Raw genomic sequence first — 14,086 nt, 5'->3', positions numbered from 1 at the left:
CGTCTGCGGCCGGGTGGGGGCTTCTCGCGCGGTCCCCGGCGCGGGGAACTGCGCGAGAAGCCCCTGCGAGCCGCACCCGGCGGACGGACCGCTCACGGCAGACGGGTGGCCGCCCTCGCCCGACGGGCGAGCGGGAGGTACCTCAGGCGCTCGGGTAGACGTGGGACGGCCCACCGGACCAGCACCGCCACCCGCCGCAACCGCCGCTCCTGCCACGGGGTCCATTCGAGGCCGATCGCCTCGCGGGCCTCGGGCGGGAGCAGGCCGATCGACAGGAACCGGAGCACCCGGGTCAGCGCGGGACGCAGCAGCGGCCACACAAGACGCAGCACCCGGGGCCCTGGCGGCGGCGGGACGGCCCGGTCTGCGGCCGTCAGTTCCGCGACCACCGCGTTCGACCCGATCTCCCGCGCGAGCACCTTCTCGTAGTACGGCCAGAACTCCTCGGTCGTCTGCGGCATGTCGCGGTCGTGGATGCCGAGGATCCGCCCGACCATCAGCCACTCCGCGTAGAACCGCTCGTCCTCGGCGGGTGTGAAGGGCCGGGCGAAGTAGCGGCGGGCGTAGCGGGCGACGGGGTAGCCCGTGGCATGGACCCAGGCGTAGTACGCGGGGGTCAGCGCGTGGTAGCGGCTGCCGTGCGGGTCCGTGCCCTGGATGGTGCGGTGCAGGCGGCGCAGCCTGCGGCCCTCCTCGGCGGCGGCCTCGCCTCCGTAGACCCACAGCAGGACCGAGGTGAGCGAGCGCTGTCCGCGGCCCCACGGGTCGGTCCTGAACACCGAGTGGTCGTCGACGCCGGCGCCGACGGCGGGGTGCGCGACCTGGAGCACGAACGCGGCCGGCAGCGCGAGCAGCGAGCGGATGTCGCCCGCGGTGTCCCAGAGGAGCCCGCCGGGCGGGGGCGGCGTCGGGTCCGGGTCGTGCTGCTTCATGCGGCTTCCTGTGGGGCGCGCGGGGACAGTGGTGTCTGTGTCCCAGTATGCGCTGCCCGCGCCGCGCTCCCTCGGCCGCTGTGCGCCTCTCCCAGGGCCTGTCTTCAAACTCCCCTCGTCGCCCGGAGGGCGGCCCGGCGCGTTCGGTGCGTGCTCTCGGCGGGCCGGGCGCGGGGCCTCGTACGGGGCGTACTCGGCTTTACGCCCGGCGCGGCGGGAGTGCGTGCCGGGCGTCACCGGGCAGAGGGGAGTTCGAAGACAGGCCCTAGATCTCGCCGCCGTAGCGCTTGGCCAGGTCGGAGGCGAGTTCCGCGACGCACGTGCACAGGTCCGTGACGGCGGCCGTGTGCTCGGCGTCCGCCGGAGTGTGGTGGGTCGGCACGACGTGGGCCCGCAGCTGCGGGGGTGCGGGCGGCGCGGGCGGTGCCTGCGCCGCCCGGCGGGGCCGCCGCCGGACGGAGGTGACGAGCGCTGCCATCAACGCGGCCGCATAAACGGCGAATTGACCCGACTTGAGGTGAACGTCCCACGGAACCAGGGCCATGCCTGAGTCCTACCCGATCGCCACACGGACGCAACGCTTCGGGGGCCCGGGAACTTTCACACCGGCAGCCATGCCCGGACAGCCCGGCCCGGTGAATACCCGGGCCGGGGCGGGGCGCTCTACTCGCCCTTGGGCGACTTCGTCAGCTCCGGAAGCCCCTCGCGCGCGATGCGGCGGCGGGCGGCGAACCAGCCGGCCACCAGCAGGACCGCGACGACCGGGATCAGGGAGAGCGTCTTGCGGCCGGTCTCCGCGTCGTTCCACATGAGGCCGAGGACGACGAGGAGGAAGACGATCGTGACGATCTCGGTGACCGGGGACCACGGGAGGCGGAAGGCGGGACGCTGGACCAGGCCCTCCTTGGCCCGGCGCACGAACGCCAGGTGGGCGACCATGATCATGACCCAGGTGCCGATGATGCCGATCGAGGAGATCTCGATGACGATCTCGAAGGCGTCGTGCGGCAGGAGGTAGTTGAGACCCACGCCGAGGACGCCGACGCCCGCGGTGAGCAGGATGCCGCCGTAGGGCACCTGGCTGCGGTTCATCCTGGCGGTGAACTTCGGCGCGGAGCCCGACATCGCCATGGAGCGCAGGATGCGGCCGGTGGAGTACAGGCCGGAGTTGAGGCTGGACATGGCCGCGGTGAGCACGACCAGGTTCATGATGTCGCCGATGCCGCCGATGCCCAGCTTGCTGAACAGGGTGACGAACGGGCTCTCCTCCGACGAGTACGTCGTCGACGGGAGCAGCAGGGCGAGCACGAGGACCGAGCCGCAGTAGAACAGGCCGACGCGCCACATGATCGAGTTCACGGCGCGCGGGACGACCTTGTGCGGTTCGGCCGTCTCGCCCGCGGCGACGCCCACCAGCTCCAGGGCCGCGTAGGCGAACACGACGCCCTGCATGACGAGGACCACCGACATCATGCCGCTCGGCATGAAGCCGCCGTTGTCCGTGATCATGCTCAGACCGGGTGTATGGCCGTCGACCGGGTGCTGCGTGGCGATCAGGAAGATGCCCACGAACAGGAAGGCCACCAGCGTGGCCACCTTGATGATCGAGAACCAGAACTCCATCTCGCCGAAGTACTTCACCGAGATGAGGTTCACGCCGAGCACGACGGCCAGGGCGATCAGCGCCAGCACCCACTGCGGAATCGTGGTGAAGGCGCTCCAGTACTGCGTATAGAGGGCGATCGCCGTGATGTCGGCGATGCCGGTCATCGACCAGTTGAGGAAGTACATCCAACCGGCGACGTAGGCGCCCTTCTCACCGAGGAACTCGCGCGCGTACGACACGAAGGAACCGGAGGAGGGCCGGTACACGACCATCTCGCCGAGGGCGCGCACGACCAGGTACGCGAAGAGTCCGCAGACGAGGTACGCGAAGACGAGGGCGGGGCCCGCCGAGTGGAGGCGGCCGCCCGCGCCCAGGAAGAGTCCGGTGCCGATCGCGCCACCGATCGCGATCATGTTGACGTGGCGGGCCTTGAGGTCCTTGCTGTAACCGGCGTCGCCCGCGTCGGCGGGCGTCTGGACCGCATCTGTGGGGGATGCGTCCACGGCCGTGTTCACGGCGTCCTTGCTCACGTGGGGGTGTCCACTCTGTGGTGCCCGGCGACGCACAGGTCAGCCGGGGTCCGGATCTGCTGGGGCCCGCGACACCCCTGACAGTGCGCGGACCGACTGTGCACCTTCCCCCAGAGATCACCGGGCACGCGGTGGTACAGATCACATAGCGGTTCTTCTCACAGGGCGGGACGACTCTGTACAGGCCGCCAAGTCAGGCGTATAAGGCACTTTCACAACATCGGTGTCTCAGCAATACTGTTGAGCCCTGATCGACACCGGTAGACGTGTACGAGAGCGACCCGAGGCGGACATGACGACGTACACCGACGACACCGACGACACCGACGACGCCGAGGGCTCCGAGGACTTCGAGGCGGCGTCCTCCCCCACGCTGACCGTCGACGAGCTGGCCGCACGCGCCGGCGTCACGGTCCGCACCGTCCGCTTCTACAGCACGCGCGGACTGCTGCCGCCGCCGGTGATCGGCCCGCGCCGGGTCGGCCTCTACGGGCAGGACCATCTGTCCCGGCTCGCGCTCATCGAGGAACTGCAGCACCAGGGCATGACCCTGGCCGCGATCGAGCGCTACCTGGAGCAGCTGCCGGCCGATCTCAGCGCCCACGACCTGGCCATTCACCGTGCGGTGGTGGCGAGTTGGGCTCCGGACGCCGCGGAGGACATGTCCCGCGCCGAGCTGGAGCGCCGGGCGGGCCGTGCCCTGTCCGGCGCCGACCTGGACCGGCTGTCCGCGATGGGCGTCGTCGCGTACGACGAGGACGGCGACGTGTACCGCGTGGACGTGGGCCTGCTCCGGCTCGGCGTGCAGCTGCTCGGCGTACCGATCGCGCACGAGACGATCCTCGCCGCCCGCACCGTCCTCCTCGATCACACCCGGCAGGCGGCGCACGAGTTGTCGCGGCTGTTCCGGGACGAGGTGTGGGGGCCCTACCGGGAGCGCGCGTCGGATCCGGAGCACCTCGCGGCGATGAAGTCGCTGTCGGCCCATATGCAGCCCATGGTCGTGCAGGCCCTGGTGACCGCGTTCCAGCGGTCGTTGAAGGAGGAGCTGCGGGAGGCGTTCCGCGCCGAGGGCTGAACGCCTCCCGCCGGAGCCGGCGTCAGTCCGTGAAGGTCTCGCCCTTCTCCGCCTTCTCCACCAGCAGCGCGGGCGGCAGGAACCGGTCGCCGTAGCGCTCGGCCAACTCCCGTGCGCGGGCGACGAATCCGGTGGGACCGCCCTCGTAGCCGTTGATGTACTGGAGCACGCCGCCGGTCCAGCCGGGGAAGCCGATGCCGAAGATGGAGCCGATGTTGGCGTCGGCGACGGACGTCAGGACGCCCTCCTCCACGAGCCGCACCGTGTCGAGCGCCTCCGAGAAGAGCATGCGTTCCTGCATGTCCTCGAACGGGATCTCCGTCCCCGGCTTCGTGAAGTGCTCGCGCAGGCCCGGCCAGAGTCCGGCGCGCTTGCCGTCCTCGCCGTACTCGTAGAAGCCCGCGCCGCCGCTGCGTCCGGGGCGCCCGAACTCGTCGACCATGCGGTCAATGACCCCCTCGGCGGGGTGCGGGGTCCAGGTGCCGCCCTCTTCCTCGATCGCCGCCTGCGTCTCCTTGCGGATCTTGCGGGGCAGGGTGAGGGTCAGCTCGTCCATCAGGGACAGGACCTTGGCCGGGTAGCCGGCCTGGCCCGCCGCCTGCTCGACGGAGGCGGGCTCGATGCCCTCGCCGACCATGGCGACACCCTCGTTGATGAAGTGGCCGATGACGCGCGAGGTGAAGAAGCCGCGCGAGTCGTTGACGACGATCGGCGTCTTGTTGATCTGCCGTACGAGGTCGAAGGCGCGGGCCAGTGCCTCGTCACCGGTGTGCTCGCCCTTGATGATCTCGACGAGCGGCATCTTGTCGACGGGCGAGAAGAAGTGCAGGCCGATGAAGTCGGCCCGGCGCTCGACGCCTTCGGCGAGGACGCTGATCGGCAGCGTGGAGGTGTTGGAGCACAGCAGCGCGTCGGGGGCGACGACGTGCTGGATCTCCTGGAACACCTTGTGCTTGAGCGAGGGATCCTCGAAGACGGCCTCGATGACGGCGTCGCAGCCGGCCAGCGCCTGCGGGTCGGCGGTGGGCGTGATGCGGGCGAGCAGCGCGTCCGCCTTCTCCTGGGTCGTACGTCCACGGGAGACGGCCTTGGCGCACAGCTTCTCGGAGTACGCCTTGCCCTTGGCGGCGGCCTCGGCCGACACGTCCTTGAGGACGACCTCGATGCCCGCGCGGGCACAGGAGTAGGCGATGCCCGCGCCCATCATGCCGGCCCCGAGCACAGCGGCCTTGCGGATCTTTCGCGGCTCGATCCCCTTGGGGCGGTTGGCGCCCGAGTTGACGGCCTGGAGGTCGAAGAAGAACGCCTGGATCATGTTCTTCGCGGTCTGTCCCGTGACCAGCTCGGTGAAGTAGCGGGCCTCGATGGTCAGGGCCGTCTCGAAGTCGACCTGGGAGCCCTCGACGGCGGCCGCGAGGATGTTGCGCGGGGCCGGGTAGGGGGCGCCGTTCAGCTGCTTCTTGAGGTTGGCCGGGAACGCGGGCAGGTTCGCCGCGAACTTCGGGTTGGCCGGGGTGCCGCCGGGGATGCGGTAGCCGGGCTTGTCCCAGGGCTGCTGCGACTCGGGGTTGGCGTCGATGAAGGCGCGGGCCTTCTCGATCATCTCCTCGCGGGTCGCGGCCACTTCATGGATCAGGCCGTTCTCCAGGGCACGCTTCGGGGTGTACTGGGTTCCCTGGAGCAGCACCTTGAGGAGCGCGTCGGCGATGCCCATGAGGCGGACGGTGCGGGTGACGCCGCCGCCCGCGGGGAGCAGGCCGAGCGTGACCTCGGGGAGGCCGATCTTGGAGCCTGGCGCGTCGAGCGCGACGCGGTGGTGGCTGGCCAGGGCGATCTCGTAACCGCCGCCCAGGGCCGCGCCGTTGATGGCGGCGACGACGGGCTTGCCGAGCGTCTCGATGCGGCGCAGCGAGTTCTTGATGCCGATGCCGGTCTCGAAGACGGCCTGCGCGTCCTCGGGGCCGGCCTTCATCATGTCCTTCAGGTCACCGCCCGCGAAGAAGGTCTTCTTGGCGGAGGTGTAGATGATGCCCCGGATGGAGTCGCGCTCTGCCTCTGCCCGGTCGGCGATCGCGGCGATGGAGTCCTTGAACGCCTGGTTCATCGTGTTCGCGGACTGGTTCGGGTCGTCCAGGACGAGGGTGACGATGCCGGTTTCGTCTTGTTGCCAGTGGATGGTGGTGCTCTGCGTCATGTCTGCGTCTCCGTGAAGTCTGATGCGGGGAGTTTTGACGGGGGGCGGATTCTGGGGAGGGTGGTGGCGTCTCGTGGCCGGGTGCGTCGTGGCTGGTCGCGCCGTTCCCCGCGCCCCCTGAGACGCGCACTGCGTGCGCCATCTCATCCATGGGGCTGCGGCGAAGCCGCATGCTCCAGGGGCTCGGGGAACGGCGCGAGAAGGCCCACAGGCCCGCACCAGACGGACAGCACCCGCCCCTACGGCGCTACACCCGCTCCACGATCGTGGCGATCCCCATCCCCCCGCCGACACACAACGTGGCCAGCCCGTACCGAAGATCCCGCCGCTCCAGCTCATCGACCAACGTGCCCAGGATCATCGCCCCGGTCGCGCCCAGCGGATGCCCGAGCGCGATCGCCCCTCCGTTGACATTGACCTTGTCCAGGGACAGTCCCATGTCCCGCACGAAGCGGAGCACGACCGCCGCGAACGCCTCGTTGATCTCGACGAGGTCGATGTCGTCGATGGTCAGGCCCGCCTTGGCGAGGGCCTTGCGGGTCGCGGGCGCGGGGCCGGTGAGCATGATGGTCGGCTCGGAGCCGGAGACAGCCACCGAGACGATGCGGGCCCGCGGGGTGAGGCCGTGGCGCTCGCCGACCTCGCGCGAGCCGACGGCGACCAGCGACGCGCCGTCGACGATGCCCGAGGAGTTGCCCGCGTGGTGGACGTGGTCGATCTTCTCGACCCAGTGGTACTTCTGCAGCGCGACGGCGTCGAATCCGCCCAGGTCGCCGATGTCCTTGAAGGACGGCTTGAGCCTGGCGAGCGAATCGGCGGTGGTGCCGGGGCGCAGGAACTCGTCGTGGTCGAGGACGGTCAGCCCGCTGCGGTCCTTGACCGGGACGATCGACCGGTCGAAGCGGCCGTCCTTCACCGCGGCGGCGGCGCGCTCCTGGGAGAGCGCCGCGTACTCGTCGACGTCCCGCCGCGAGAAGCCCTCGATGGTGGCGATGAGGTCGGCGCCGATGCCCTGCGGTACGAAGCCGGTCTCGAAGTTGGTCATCGGGTCGGCGAACCAGGCACCGCCGTCGGAGGCCATCGGCACCCGGGACATCGACTCGACGCCGCCGGCGAGGACGAGGTCCTCCCAGCCCGAACGGACCTTCATCGCCGCCAGGTTGACGGCTTCGAGGCCGGAGGCACAGAAGCGGTTCTCCTGGACGCCCGCGACCGTGTCGGGCAGGCCCGCGGCGATCGCGGCGACGCGGGCGATGTCGGAACCCTGGTCGCCGACCGGGCCCACCACGCCGAGCACGATGTCGTCGATCGCGGCGGGGTCCAGATCGGGGAGGCGGGCCTGAAGCTCGTGGATGAGCCCGACGACGAGGTCGATCGGCTTGGTGCCGTGCAGGGAGCCGGTGGCCTTGCCCCGGCCGCGCGGGGTGCGGATCGCGTCGTAGACGTACGCGTCTGTGGTCACGGAAGTGCCTTTCAACGAGGGTCTGGTCAGGACAGCAGCGAACGGCCGATGATCTCCTTCATGATCTCGGTCGTGCCGCCGTAGATGGTCTGGATGCGCCCGTCGGTGAAGGCCTTCGCGACGCGGTACTCGGTCATGTACCCGTATCCGCCGTGCAGTTGGAGGCAGCGGTCGGCTACGCGCTTCTGCAGCTCGGTGGCCCACCACTTGGCCATGGAGGCGTGCACGGCGTCGAGGGTGCCCGCCGAGTGGTCCTCGATGCAGCGGTCGAGGAACGTCCGGGTGACGGCGCACTCGGTGGCCATCTCGGCGATCTCGAACCGGATGTGCTGCAGCTTGGCGAGCGGCCGCCCGAAGGCCTCGCGCTCCTTGACGTAACTCGTGGTGATCTCCAGCAGGTGCTCGGCGGCGGCGATGGCGGCGACGGCGATGCCCATGCGCTCCTGCGCGAGGTTCGTCATCAGGTGGATGAACGCGCCGTTGGTCTCCCCGAGGAGATTCTCCTTCGGGACGCGTACGTCGTCGAAGAACAACTCGGCCGTGTCCTGCGCCTTCTGGCCGATCTTGTCGAGGTTGCGGCCACGCTCGAAGCCCTTCATACCGCGCTCGACGACGAGGAGCGAGAGCCCGTGCGCGCCACCTTCCTGCGTGGTCCTGGCGACCACGATCACGAGGTCGGCGAGGATGCCGTTGGAGATGAAGGTCTTGGAGCCGTTGAGCAGCCAGTGGTCGCCCTTGTCCTCGGCGGTGGTGCGGATGCCCTGGAGGTCGGAGCCGGCGCCGGGTTCGGTCATCGCGATGGCGGTGATCGTCGAACCGTCGCAGAAGCCGGGCAGCCAGCGCCGCTTCTGCTCCTCGGTGCCCAGCGAGGTCAGGTACGGGCCGATGATGTCGTTGTGCAGGCCCACGGCGAGCCCGGCGGCGCCCGCGCGGGTGAACTCCTCGGCGAGAACGGCGCTGTAGCGGAAGTCGGCGGTGCCGCCGCCCCCGTACTCCTCGGGCACGGCGAGGCCGAGCAGCCCCTGGCGTCCGGCGGCGAGCCAGGCCTCGCGCGCGACGATGCCGTCCTTCTCCCACTGCTCGTAGTGCGGGGTCACCTCCTTGGCGAGGAAGGTGCGGACGGTCTCGCGGAACGCCTCGTGCTCGGCGCTGAACAGACGTCGCTCCATGCTCGCGATCAACTGCCTTTCTTCGGTGAGTCGGTGGGCCCGTCCGGTTCGGGTACGCCCCAGTCGCGGGCGACCGCCGCGGTGTCGGCGCCCGGCAGGGCGGGGCCCGAGCGGACGGCGGTGGGGGTGCCCGAGAAGCGGGGCGCGGGGGCGGGCTGGGTGATGCCGCCGTGGTCGACGAACGTGCCGCGGGCGGCGAGGTGCGGATGGTCCGGGGCCTCGCGCAGCGAGAGGACGGGGGCCACGCAGGCGTCGGAGCCCTCGAAGACGGCCGTCCACTCGTCCCTCGTACGCTCCTTGAAGCGCGCGGCGACGGTCTCGCGCAGCTCGTCCCAGCGGGCCAGGTCCTTGCGCGCGGGCGCGACGCCGGCGAGACCCATGAGGTCGATGAACGCGTCGTAGAACCGCTGCTCAAGGGCGCCGACCGCCATGTACTGGCCGTCGGCGGTCTCGTACGTGCCATAGAACGGGCAGCCGCCGTCGAGCAGGTTGGCGCCGCGCCGGTCCTGCCAGCCGCCGGCCGCGAGCATGCCGTGGATCATCGCGGTGAGGTGGGAGGTCCCGTCGACGATCGCGGCGTCGACGACCTGTCCGGCGCCGGTGGCGCGGGCGTGGTGGAGGGCGGCCAGGATGCCGACGACGAGATAGAGGGAGCCGCCCGCGTAGTCCCCGACGAGGTTGGCGGGGACGGTCGGCGGCTCGTCCGGCTTGCCGATCATGCCGAGGGTGCCGGTGAGCGCGATGTACCCGATGTCGTGCCCGGCGCGCTGGGCGAGGGGGCCTTCCTGGCCCCAGCCGGTCATCCGGCCGTAGACCAGCTTCGGGTTGCGGGCGTGACAGGTCCCGGGGCCCACTCCGAGGCGCTCGGCGACGCCCGGCCGGTAGCCCTCGATCAGTACGTCGGCGCGGTCGACGAGCCGCAGTACGCGCTCGGCGCCGTCCGCGGCCTTCAGGTCGACGATCACCGAGCGCTTGTTGCGGTTGGTGACGTCGTACGCGGGGTCGATCGCGAGGCCCGCGCCACCGGGCCGGTCGACCCGTACGACGTCGGCGCCGAGGTCGGCGAGGAGCATCGCGGCGAACGGCCCCGGGCCGATCCCGGCGAGCTCGACCACGCGCACCCCGGCGAGCGGGCCACCGCCGGCCTCTGTGCCTGCCCTTGTCATCCGGCCACGCCCCCGTCTGTGACACAACTGATGTAACACCATTGATGCTATGAAGCCGCCCCGGTCAGCACAACCCCCGACGAGCAAGCGCTTAGCCAAATTCCGGACCGGCACGGCCTGCCGCCCGCGCGCACGCTAGCCTCGGCCACCGACGACGGCACGAGAGCACGGTGAGGGGTGTCATGCGCAGGCCTGAAAGCCCGAAGAACACGGACAGGGCGTACGACGTGGTGTTGTTCGGGGCGACGGGCTTCGTGGGGGTGCTCACCGCCGAGTACTTCGCGGCGCACGCTCCCGAAGGGTTGCGCTGGGCGATAGCGGGCCGCGACACGGCCAAGCTGGAGCGGCTGCGCGAGCGGCTCACCGGCATCGACCCGGCGTGCGCGGTGCTGCCGCTGGAGCGGGCGGACGTCGCCGACGCGGCGTCGCTGCGCGCGCTCGCCTCTCGCACGCGCGTGGTGGCCACGACCGTCGGCCCGTACCTGGAGTACGGGGAGGGCCTGGTCACCGCGTGCGCCGACGCGGGCACCGACTATGTGGACCTCACCGGCGAGCCCGAGTTCGTGGACCTCATGTATGTGCGGCACGACGCCCGCGCGCGCGAGACGGGCGCCCGGCTGGTGCACGCGTGCGGCTTCGACTCGGTCCCGCACGACCTGGGCGCGTACTTCACCGTGCGGCAGCTGCCGACGGCGGTGCCGCTGCGGGTCGACGGGTTCGTGCGGACGAACGCCACGTTCTCGGGCGGCACGTTCACGTCCGCGCTGAACCAGTTCGGGCGGGCCCGGCAGATGCTCGCCGCGCAGCAGGACCGGCGGCGGCACCAGCCGCGGCTCGTGGGCCGCACCGCGTACGCGCCGACGGGGACGCCGCGGTACGCCAAGGAGGTCGGGGCGTGGGCGCTGCCGCTGCCGACTCTCGACCCGCAGGTGGTGCAGCGTTCCGCGCGGGCCCTGGAGTGCTACGGCCCGGACTTCCGCTACCGGCACTACGCGGCCGTGAAGTCGCTGCCGTTCGCGGTGGGCGGGGTGGCGGCCGCGGGAGCGCTGTTCACCGCGGCCCAAGTACCGCCCGTACGGCGCTGGTTGGGGAACAGGCTGCTGCCCGGCGACGGACCCGACGAGGCGCGCAGGGCCAAGAGCTGGTTCTCGGTGCGGTTCGTGGGCGAGGGCGGCGGGCGCCGGGTCTTCACCGAGGTGTCTGGCGGCGATCCCGGCTACACGGAGACCGCGAAGATGCTCGCGGAGTCCGCGATGTGCCTGGCCCAGGACGAGCTCCCCGACACCGCGGGGCAGGTGACCACCGCCGTGGCGATGGGTGACGCGCTGATCGGACGGCTGCGGGCGGCCGGTCTCACCTTCCGGGTCGCCGCGCAGCGGTGAGCAGGGCGTCCCGGCACAGCCGGTCGGCCCTGCGGGTCGTCTCCGGCAGCCGGTAGGCGGGGGTCAGGGCCAGCGTGTGGGCGCACGCGCCGGCCAGGGAGATCCGGTGGCCCACCGAGACGTACACCGGCTTCACGCCCTCGCGGGTGCGCAGGGCCCGGCCGACCTCCTCGCCCGCGTCCGTCAGCGCGACGGTGCTCCCCCGACCGGGCCCCAACTCGCCGTGCGTGAAGGCGAAGGGGTTCTTGGCGACGCCCATCGTCGGCAGCCCGGTGAGCACGCCGAGGTGGCTCGCGAGTCCGAAGCGGCGCGGGTGGGCGAGACCGTAGCCGTCGCACACGACGAGACCCGGATCGGTGCGCAGCGCCCGCAGAGCGCCGAGGACCGCCGGGATCTCGCGGAACGCCAACAGGCCCGGCACATAGGGGAAAGCGACGCGCCCGACCGCGGTCGCCTCCTCGACGACGTCGAGTGTCGCGGCGTCCAGCACGACCGCGGCCGCGGCGACGACATCGCGTGCGTCGTCGTAGGCGACATCGATCCCGGTGACCGTGCCCGCCCCCGGCTCCGGCCCGGCCTCGTCCACCACGACGCGGTCCCGCAGCGCGTCCTGCACCGCGCGCGCCGCCGCCTCGTCCGTCGGCCAGCCCTCAGGAATCCCCGTGATCGTCCGCATGCGCCAACCTTAGACAGCGCGCGCGGGGCCTCCCCTCGCTCACCGCTGACCGGGGCGGCCCGCGTTCTCCCACGTCGCGGGCTTCCACAGGCCGGACCGGCGCAGCGACTGCGGGCAGTGGAGGTAGATCTCGTCGATGTCCAGGAGCAGCGCGAGGGTCGGCCGCTGTCCCTTGACGGTCATGCCGTCGAAGAAGGGGGCGTCGGTGAGGACGCGGGCCCGGCCGTTGACGCGCAGGACGTCGGTGGCGCCGGGTATCAGGAACAGCAGGCTCGCGTGCGGGTTCTCCAGGACGTTGTGGAAGCTGTCGCCGCGACGGTTGCCGGGCCGGTCCGGCAGGGCGAGGGTGCCGGCGTCGACGATGTGCGCGAACCCGGGGCCGTCGCCGCGCGGCGACACGTCGCAGTTGCCGTGGGCGTCGGCCGTGGAGAGCAGGCAGAACGGCGAGCGGGCTATCAACTCCCGGTCCGCGTCGTCGAGTCGGTCGTGGACCTTGTCGATCACGATCGGGTGCGGCTCGCCGAGGATCTCGCGCAGCTCGGCCGCGGACCGCAGCTCCACGTAGCCGTCCGCCGGCTCGCCGGGCGGCCGGGGCGCGAGGGTGTCCGTGGTGTGCAGCAAGCCGACTCCTGGATTCGTACGGGCCTCCGGCGACGCCCGCGGATGCCCGCCAGAGTAGTTGCTCGGTGAACCTTATCTGATGTTAGGTTAGCCTCACCTAATGACTGGAACCTGTCGTTCCAGTGCCTGCCGCTGCGCGGCCGAAGCCGGACGGCGGACAAGGAACGATCCAGTGCAACTCACTGTGGCGGGACCGAAGGCGCTGCCGCGCCGTAAGGCTCCCGCGGCCTCCCCTCGCTCTCCTCGCCGCGGCCGGCTGCTCCTCGGCCTGTTCGCCGTCGCGCTCGTCCTCGTGGCCGCGGTGGCACTCAGCCTCGGCGTCGGCTCGGGACACGTACCGCTCGACGACGTCGTCGCCGGTCTCTTCAGCCCCGACCGCGGCGACCGTGCCCAGCTCATCGTGCGGGAGGTCCGCATCCCGCGCACCGCGGCGGGCCTGCTCGCGGGCCTGGCGCTCGGACTCGCCGGCACCGTCATGCAGGGTGTGGCCCGCAACCCCCTCGCCGACCCCGGCCTGTTGGGCGTCAACGCCGGAGCCTCCGTCTTCGTGGTCTTCGCCATCAGCGTGCTCGCCCTGACCGACCCGCGGCAGTACATCTGGTTCGGCTTCCTCGGCGCCTGCCTCGCCGCCGTGCTCGTCCACGGGATCGGCAGCATGGGGCGCGAGGGCGCCACCCCGGTGAAACTCGCCCTGTCCGGGGCGGCCGTGGCCGCCGCACTCTCCGCCCTGACCAGCGCGATGCTGCTCACGGACAGCAGGACCTTCGACCAGTTCCGTTTCTGGCAGGTCGGCTCACTCACGGGCCGTGAACCCGCCGTGCTGTGGCAGGCCCTGCCCTTCATCGCCGTGGGCGGGGTCCTGGCCCTCGCGCTGGGCCCGCAGCTCAACACCCTCGCCCTGGGCGACGACACGGCCCGCGGGCTCGGCCAGCGGATCGCCCGGGCCCGGCTCGGCGCCGCGGCCTGTGTGGTCCTGCTCTGCGGGGCCGCGACCGTCGTCGCCGGGCCGATCGCCTTCGTGGGCCTGGCCGTTCCGCACGCGGCACGCCTGATCACCGGGCCCGACTACCGCTGGATCCTGCCGTACAGCGCCCTGCTCGCGCCGGCCGCGCTGCTGCTCGCCGATGTCGTCGGCCGGCTGATCGCCCGGCCCGGCGAGGTCCAGGTCGGGGTGATGACGGCCGCGCTGGGCGCGATCCCCTTCGTCGTCCTCGTACGGCGCAGAAAGACGGTGGAGCTGTGAGCGGCGGAGTGGCGAGCGATGAAGTGG

General features: G+C 71.5%; 12 protein-coding genes. 3 read left to right on the top strand and 9 right to left on the bottom strand.

Going from position 1 to position 14,086, the window contains the following annotated elements; all coding sequences use genetic code 11:
* Window positions 1-92: 92 nt before the first annotated feature.
* From AB0J02_RS04655 to AB0J02_RS04645, 3 genes are all read right to left on the bottom strand, one after another.
* A complete protein-coding gene (locus tag AB0J02_RS04655) occupies window positions 93-932 on the bottom strand; it encodes an oxygenase MpaB family protein (RefSeq protein ID WP_363192098.1) in 840 nt (279 codons plus the stop codon).
* A gap of 265 nt (window positions 933-1,197) precedes the next feature.
* Window positions 1,198-1,476 (bottom strand): hypothetical protein, encoded by a 279-nt coding sequence (locus tag AB0J02_RS04650; protein ID WP_363192097.1) that lies wholly within the window; start codon window positions 1,474-1,476, stop codon window positions 1,198-1,200.
* Window positions 1,477-1,595: 119 nt separating this feature from the next.
* A complete protein-coding gene (locus AB0J02_RS04645; RefSeq protein ID WP_363192096.1) occupies window positions 1,596-3,068 on the bottom strand; it encodes an amino acid permease in 1,473 nt (490 codons plus the stop codon).
* A gap of 292 nt (window positions 3,069-3,360) precedes the next feature.
* Between AB0J02_RS04645 and AB0J02_RS04640 the strand changes: the two genes are divergently transcribed.
* Window positions 3,361-4,146, top strand: a complete 786-nt coding sequence (locus tag AB0J02_RS04640) for a MerR family transcriptional regulator (protein ID WP_363192095.1) — start codon at window positions 3,361-3,363, stop codon at window positions 4,144-4,146.
* 22 nt (window positions 4,147-4,168) lie between these two features.
* Here the strand turns inward: AB0J02_RS04640 and AB0J02_RS04635 are convergent, their stop codons facing one another.
* The 4 genes from AB0J02_RS04635 to AB0J02_RS04620 all read right to left on the bottom strand — a co-directional run bounded on the left by AB0J02_RS04635 (window position 4,169) and on the right by AB0J02_RS04620 (window position 10,137).
* On the bottom strand, window positions 4,169-6,340 hold the full coding sequence (locus tag AB0J02_RS04635; protein WP_363192094.1) for a 3-hydroxyacyl-CoA dehydrogenase NAD-binding domain-containing protein: 2,172 nt from the start codon (window positions 6,338-6,340) through the stop codon (window positions 4,169-4,171).
* A 247-nt stretch (window positions 6,341-6,587) separates the two neighbouring features.
* Window positions 6,588-7,802 (bottom strand): acetyl-CoA C-acetyltransferase, encoded by a 1,215-nt coding sequence (locus tag AB0J02_RS04630; protein ID WP_363192093.1) that lies wholly within the window; start codon window positions 7,800-7,802, stop codon window positions 6,588-6,590.
* Between the two features lie 26 nt (window positions 7,803-7,828).
* Window positions 7,829-8,971: an acyl-CoA dehydrogenase family protein gene (locus tag AB0J02_RS04625; RefSeq protein ID WP_363192092.1), complete on the bottom strand. Its 1,143-nt coding sequence runs from the start codon at window positions 8,969-8,971 to the stop codon at window positions 7,829-7,831.
* Between the two features lie 8 nt (window positions 8,972-8,979).
* On the bottom strand, window positions 8,980-10,137 hold the full coding sequence (locus AB0J02_RS04620) for a CaiB/BaiF CoA-transferase family protein (RefSeq protein WP_363192091.1): 1,158 nt from the start codon (window positions 10,135-10,137) through the stop codon (window positions 8,980-8,982).
* 182 nt (window positions 10,138-10,319) lie between these two features.
* On the opposite strand from AB0J02_RS04620, the gene AB0J02_RS04615 reads away from it, so the two are divergent.
* Window positions 10,320-11,519: a saccharopine dehydrogenase NADP-binding domain-containing protein gene (locus tag AB0J02_RS04615; protein ID WP_363192090.1), complete on the top strand. Its 1,200-nt coding sequence runs from the start codon at window positions 10,320-10,322 to the stop codon at window positions 11,517-11,519.
* Here the strand turns inward: AB0J02_RS04615 and AB0J02_RS04610 are convergent.
* Both AB0J02_RS04610 and AB0J02_RS04605 read right to left on the bottom strand, forming a co-directional pair.
* Window positions 11,491-12,195 (bottom strand): endonuclease V, encoded by a 705-nt coding sequence (locus AB0J02_RS04610; RefSeq protein ID WP_363192089.1) that lies wholly within the window; start codon window positions 12,193-12,195, stop codon window positions 11,491-11,493. The genes AB0J02_RS04615 and AB0J02_RS04610 overlap by 29 nt on opposite strands.
* Before the next feature lie 39 nt (window positions 12,196-12,234).
* Entirely contained in the window at window positions 12,235-12,816 is a 582-nt protein-coding gene (locus AB0J02_RS04605; protein ID WP_363192088.1) for an MSMEG_1061 family FMN-dependent PPOX-type flavoprotein, read from the bottom strand.
* 256 nt (window positions 12,817-13,072) lie between these two features.
* Here AB0J02_RS04605 and AB0J02_RS04600 point away from each other — a divergent pair, with 256 nt between their 5' ends.
* The gene (locus AB0J02_RS04600) at window positions 13,073-14,059 is read left to right on the top strand and encodes an iron ABC transporter permease (RefSeq protein WP_363192202.1); all 987 of its coding nucleotides are present in this window, start codon (window positions 13,073-13,075) and stop codon (window positions 14,057-14,059) included.
* The last annotated feature ends 27 nt before the right edge of the window (window positions 14,060-14,086 follow it).

The sequence above is a fragment of the Streptomyces sp. NPDC050264 genome (assembly GCF_040655895.1).
GTDB lineage: Bacteria > Actinomycetota > Actinomycetes > Streptomycetales > Streptomycetaceae > Streptomyces.
Note: the sequence above shows the minus strand (reverse complement) of the source record. Positions and strands in the feature narration are given on the sequence as shown.

Coding starts and splice junctions, on each gene's coding strand:
- AB0J02_RS04610 (WP_363192089.1), bottom strand. CDS start 12,195: ATGCGGACGATCACGGGGATTCCTGAGGGCTGGCCGACGGACGAGGCG.
- AB0J02_RS04615 (WP_363192090.1), top strand. CDS start 10,320: ATGCGCAGGCCTGAAAGCCCGAAGAACACGGACAGGGCGTACGACGTG.
- AB0J02_RS04655 (WP_363192098.1), bottom strand. CDS start 932: ATGAAGCAGCACGACCCGGACCCGACGCCGCCCCCGCCCGGCGGGCTC.
- AB0J02_RS04650 (WP_363192097.1), bottom strand. CDS start 1,476: ATGGCCCTGGTTCCGTGGGACGTTCACCTCAAGTCGGGTCAATTCGCC.
- AB0J02_RS04635 (WP_363192094.1), bottom strand. CDS start 6,340: ATGACGCAGAGCACCACCATCCACTGGCAACAAGACGAAACCGGCATC.
- AB0J02_RS04625 (WP_363192092.1), bottom strand. CDS start 8,971: ATGGAGCGACGTCTGTTCAGCGCCGAGCACGAGGCGTTCCGCGAGACC.
- AB0J02_RS04640 (WP_363192095.1), top strand. CDS start 3,361: ATGACGACGTACACCGACGACACCGACGACACCGACGACGCCGAGGGC.
- AB0J02_RS04620 (WP_363192091.1), bottom strand. CDS start 10,137: ATGACAAGGGCAGGCACAGAGGCCGGCGGTGGCCCGCTCGCCGGGGTG.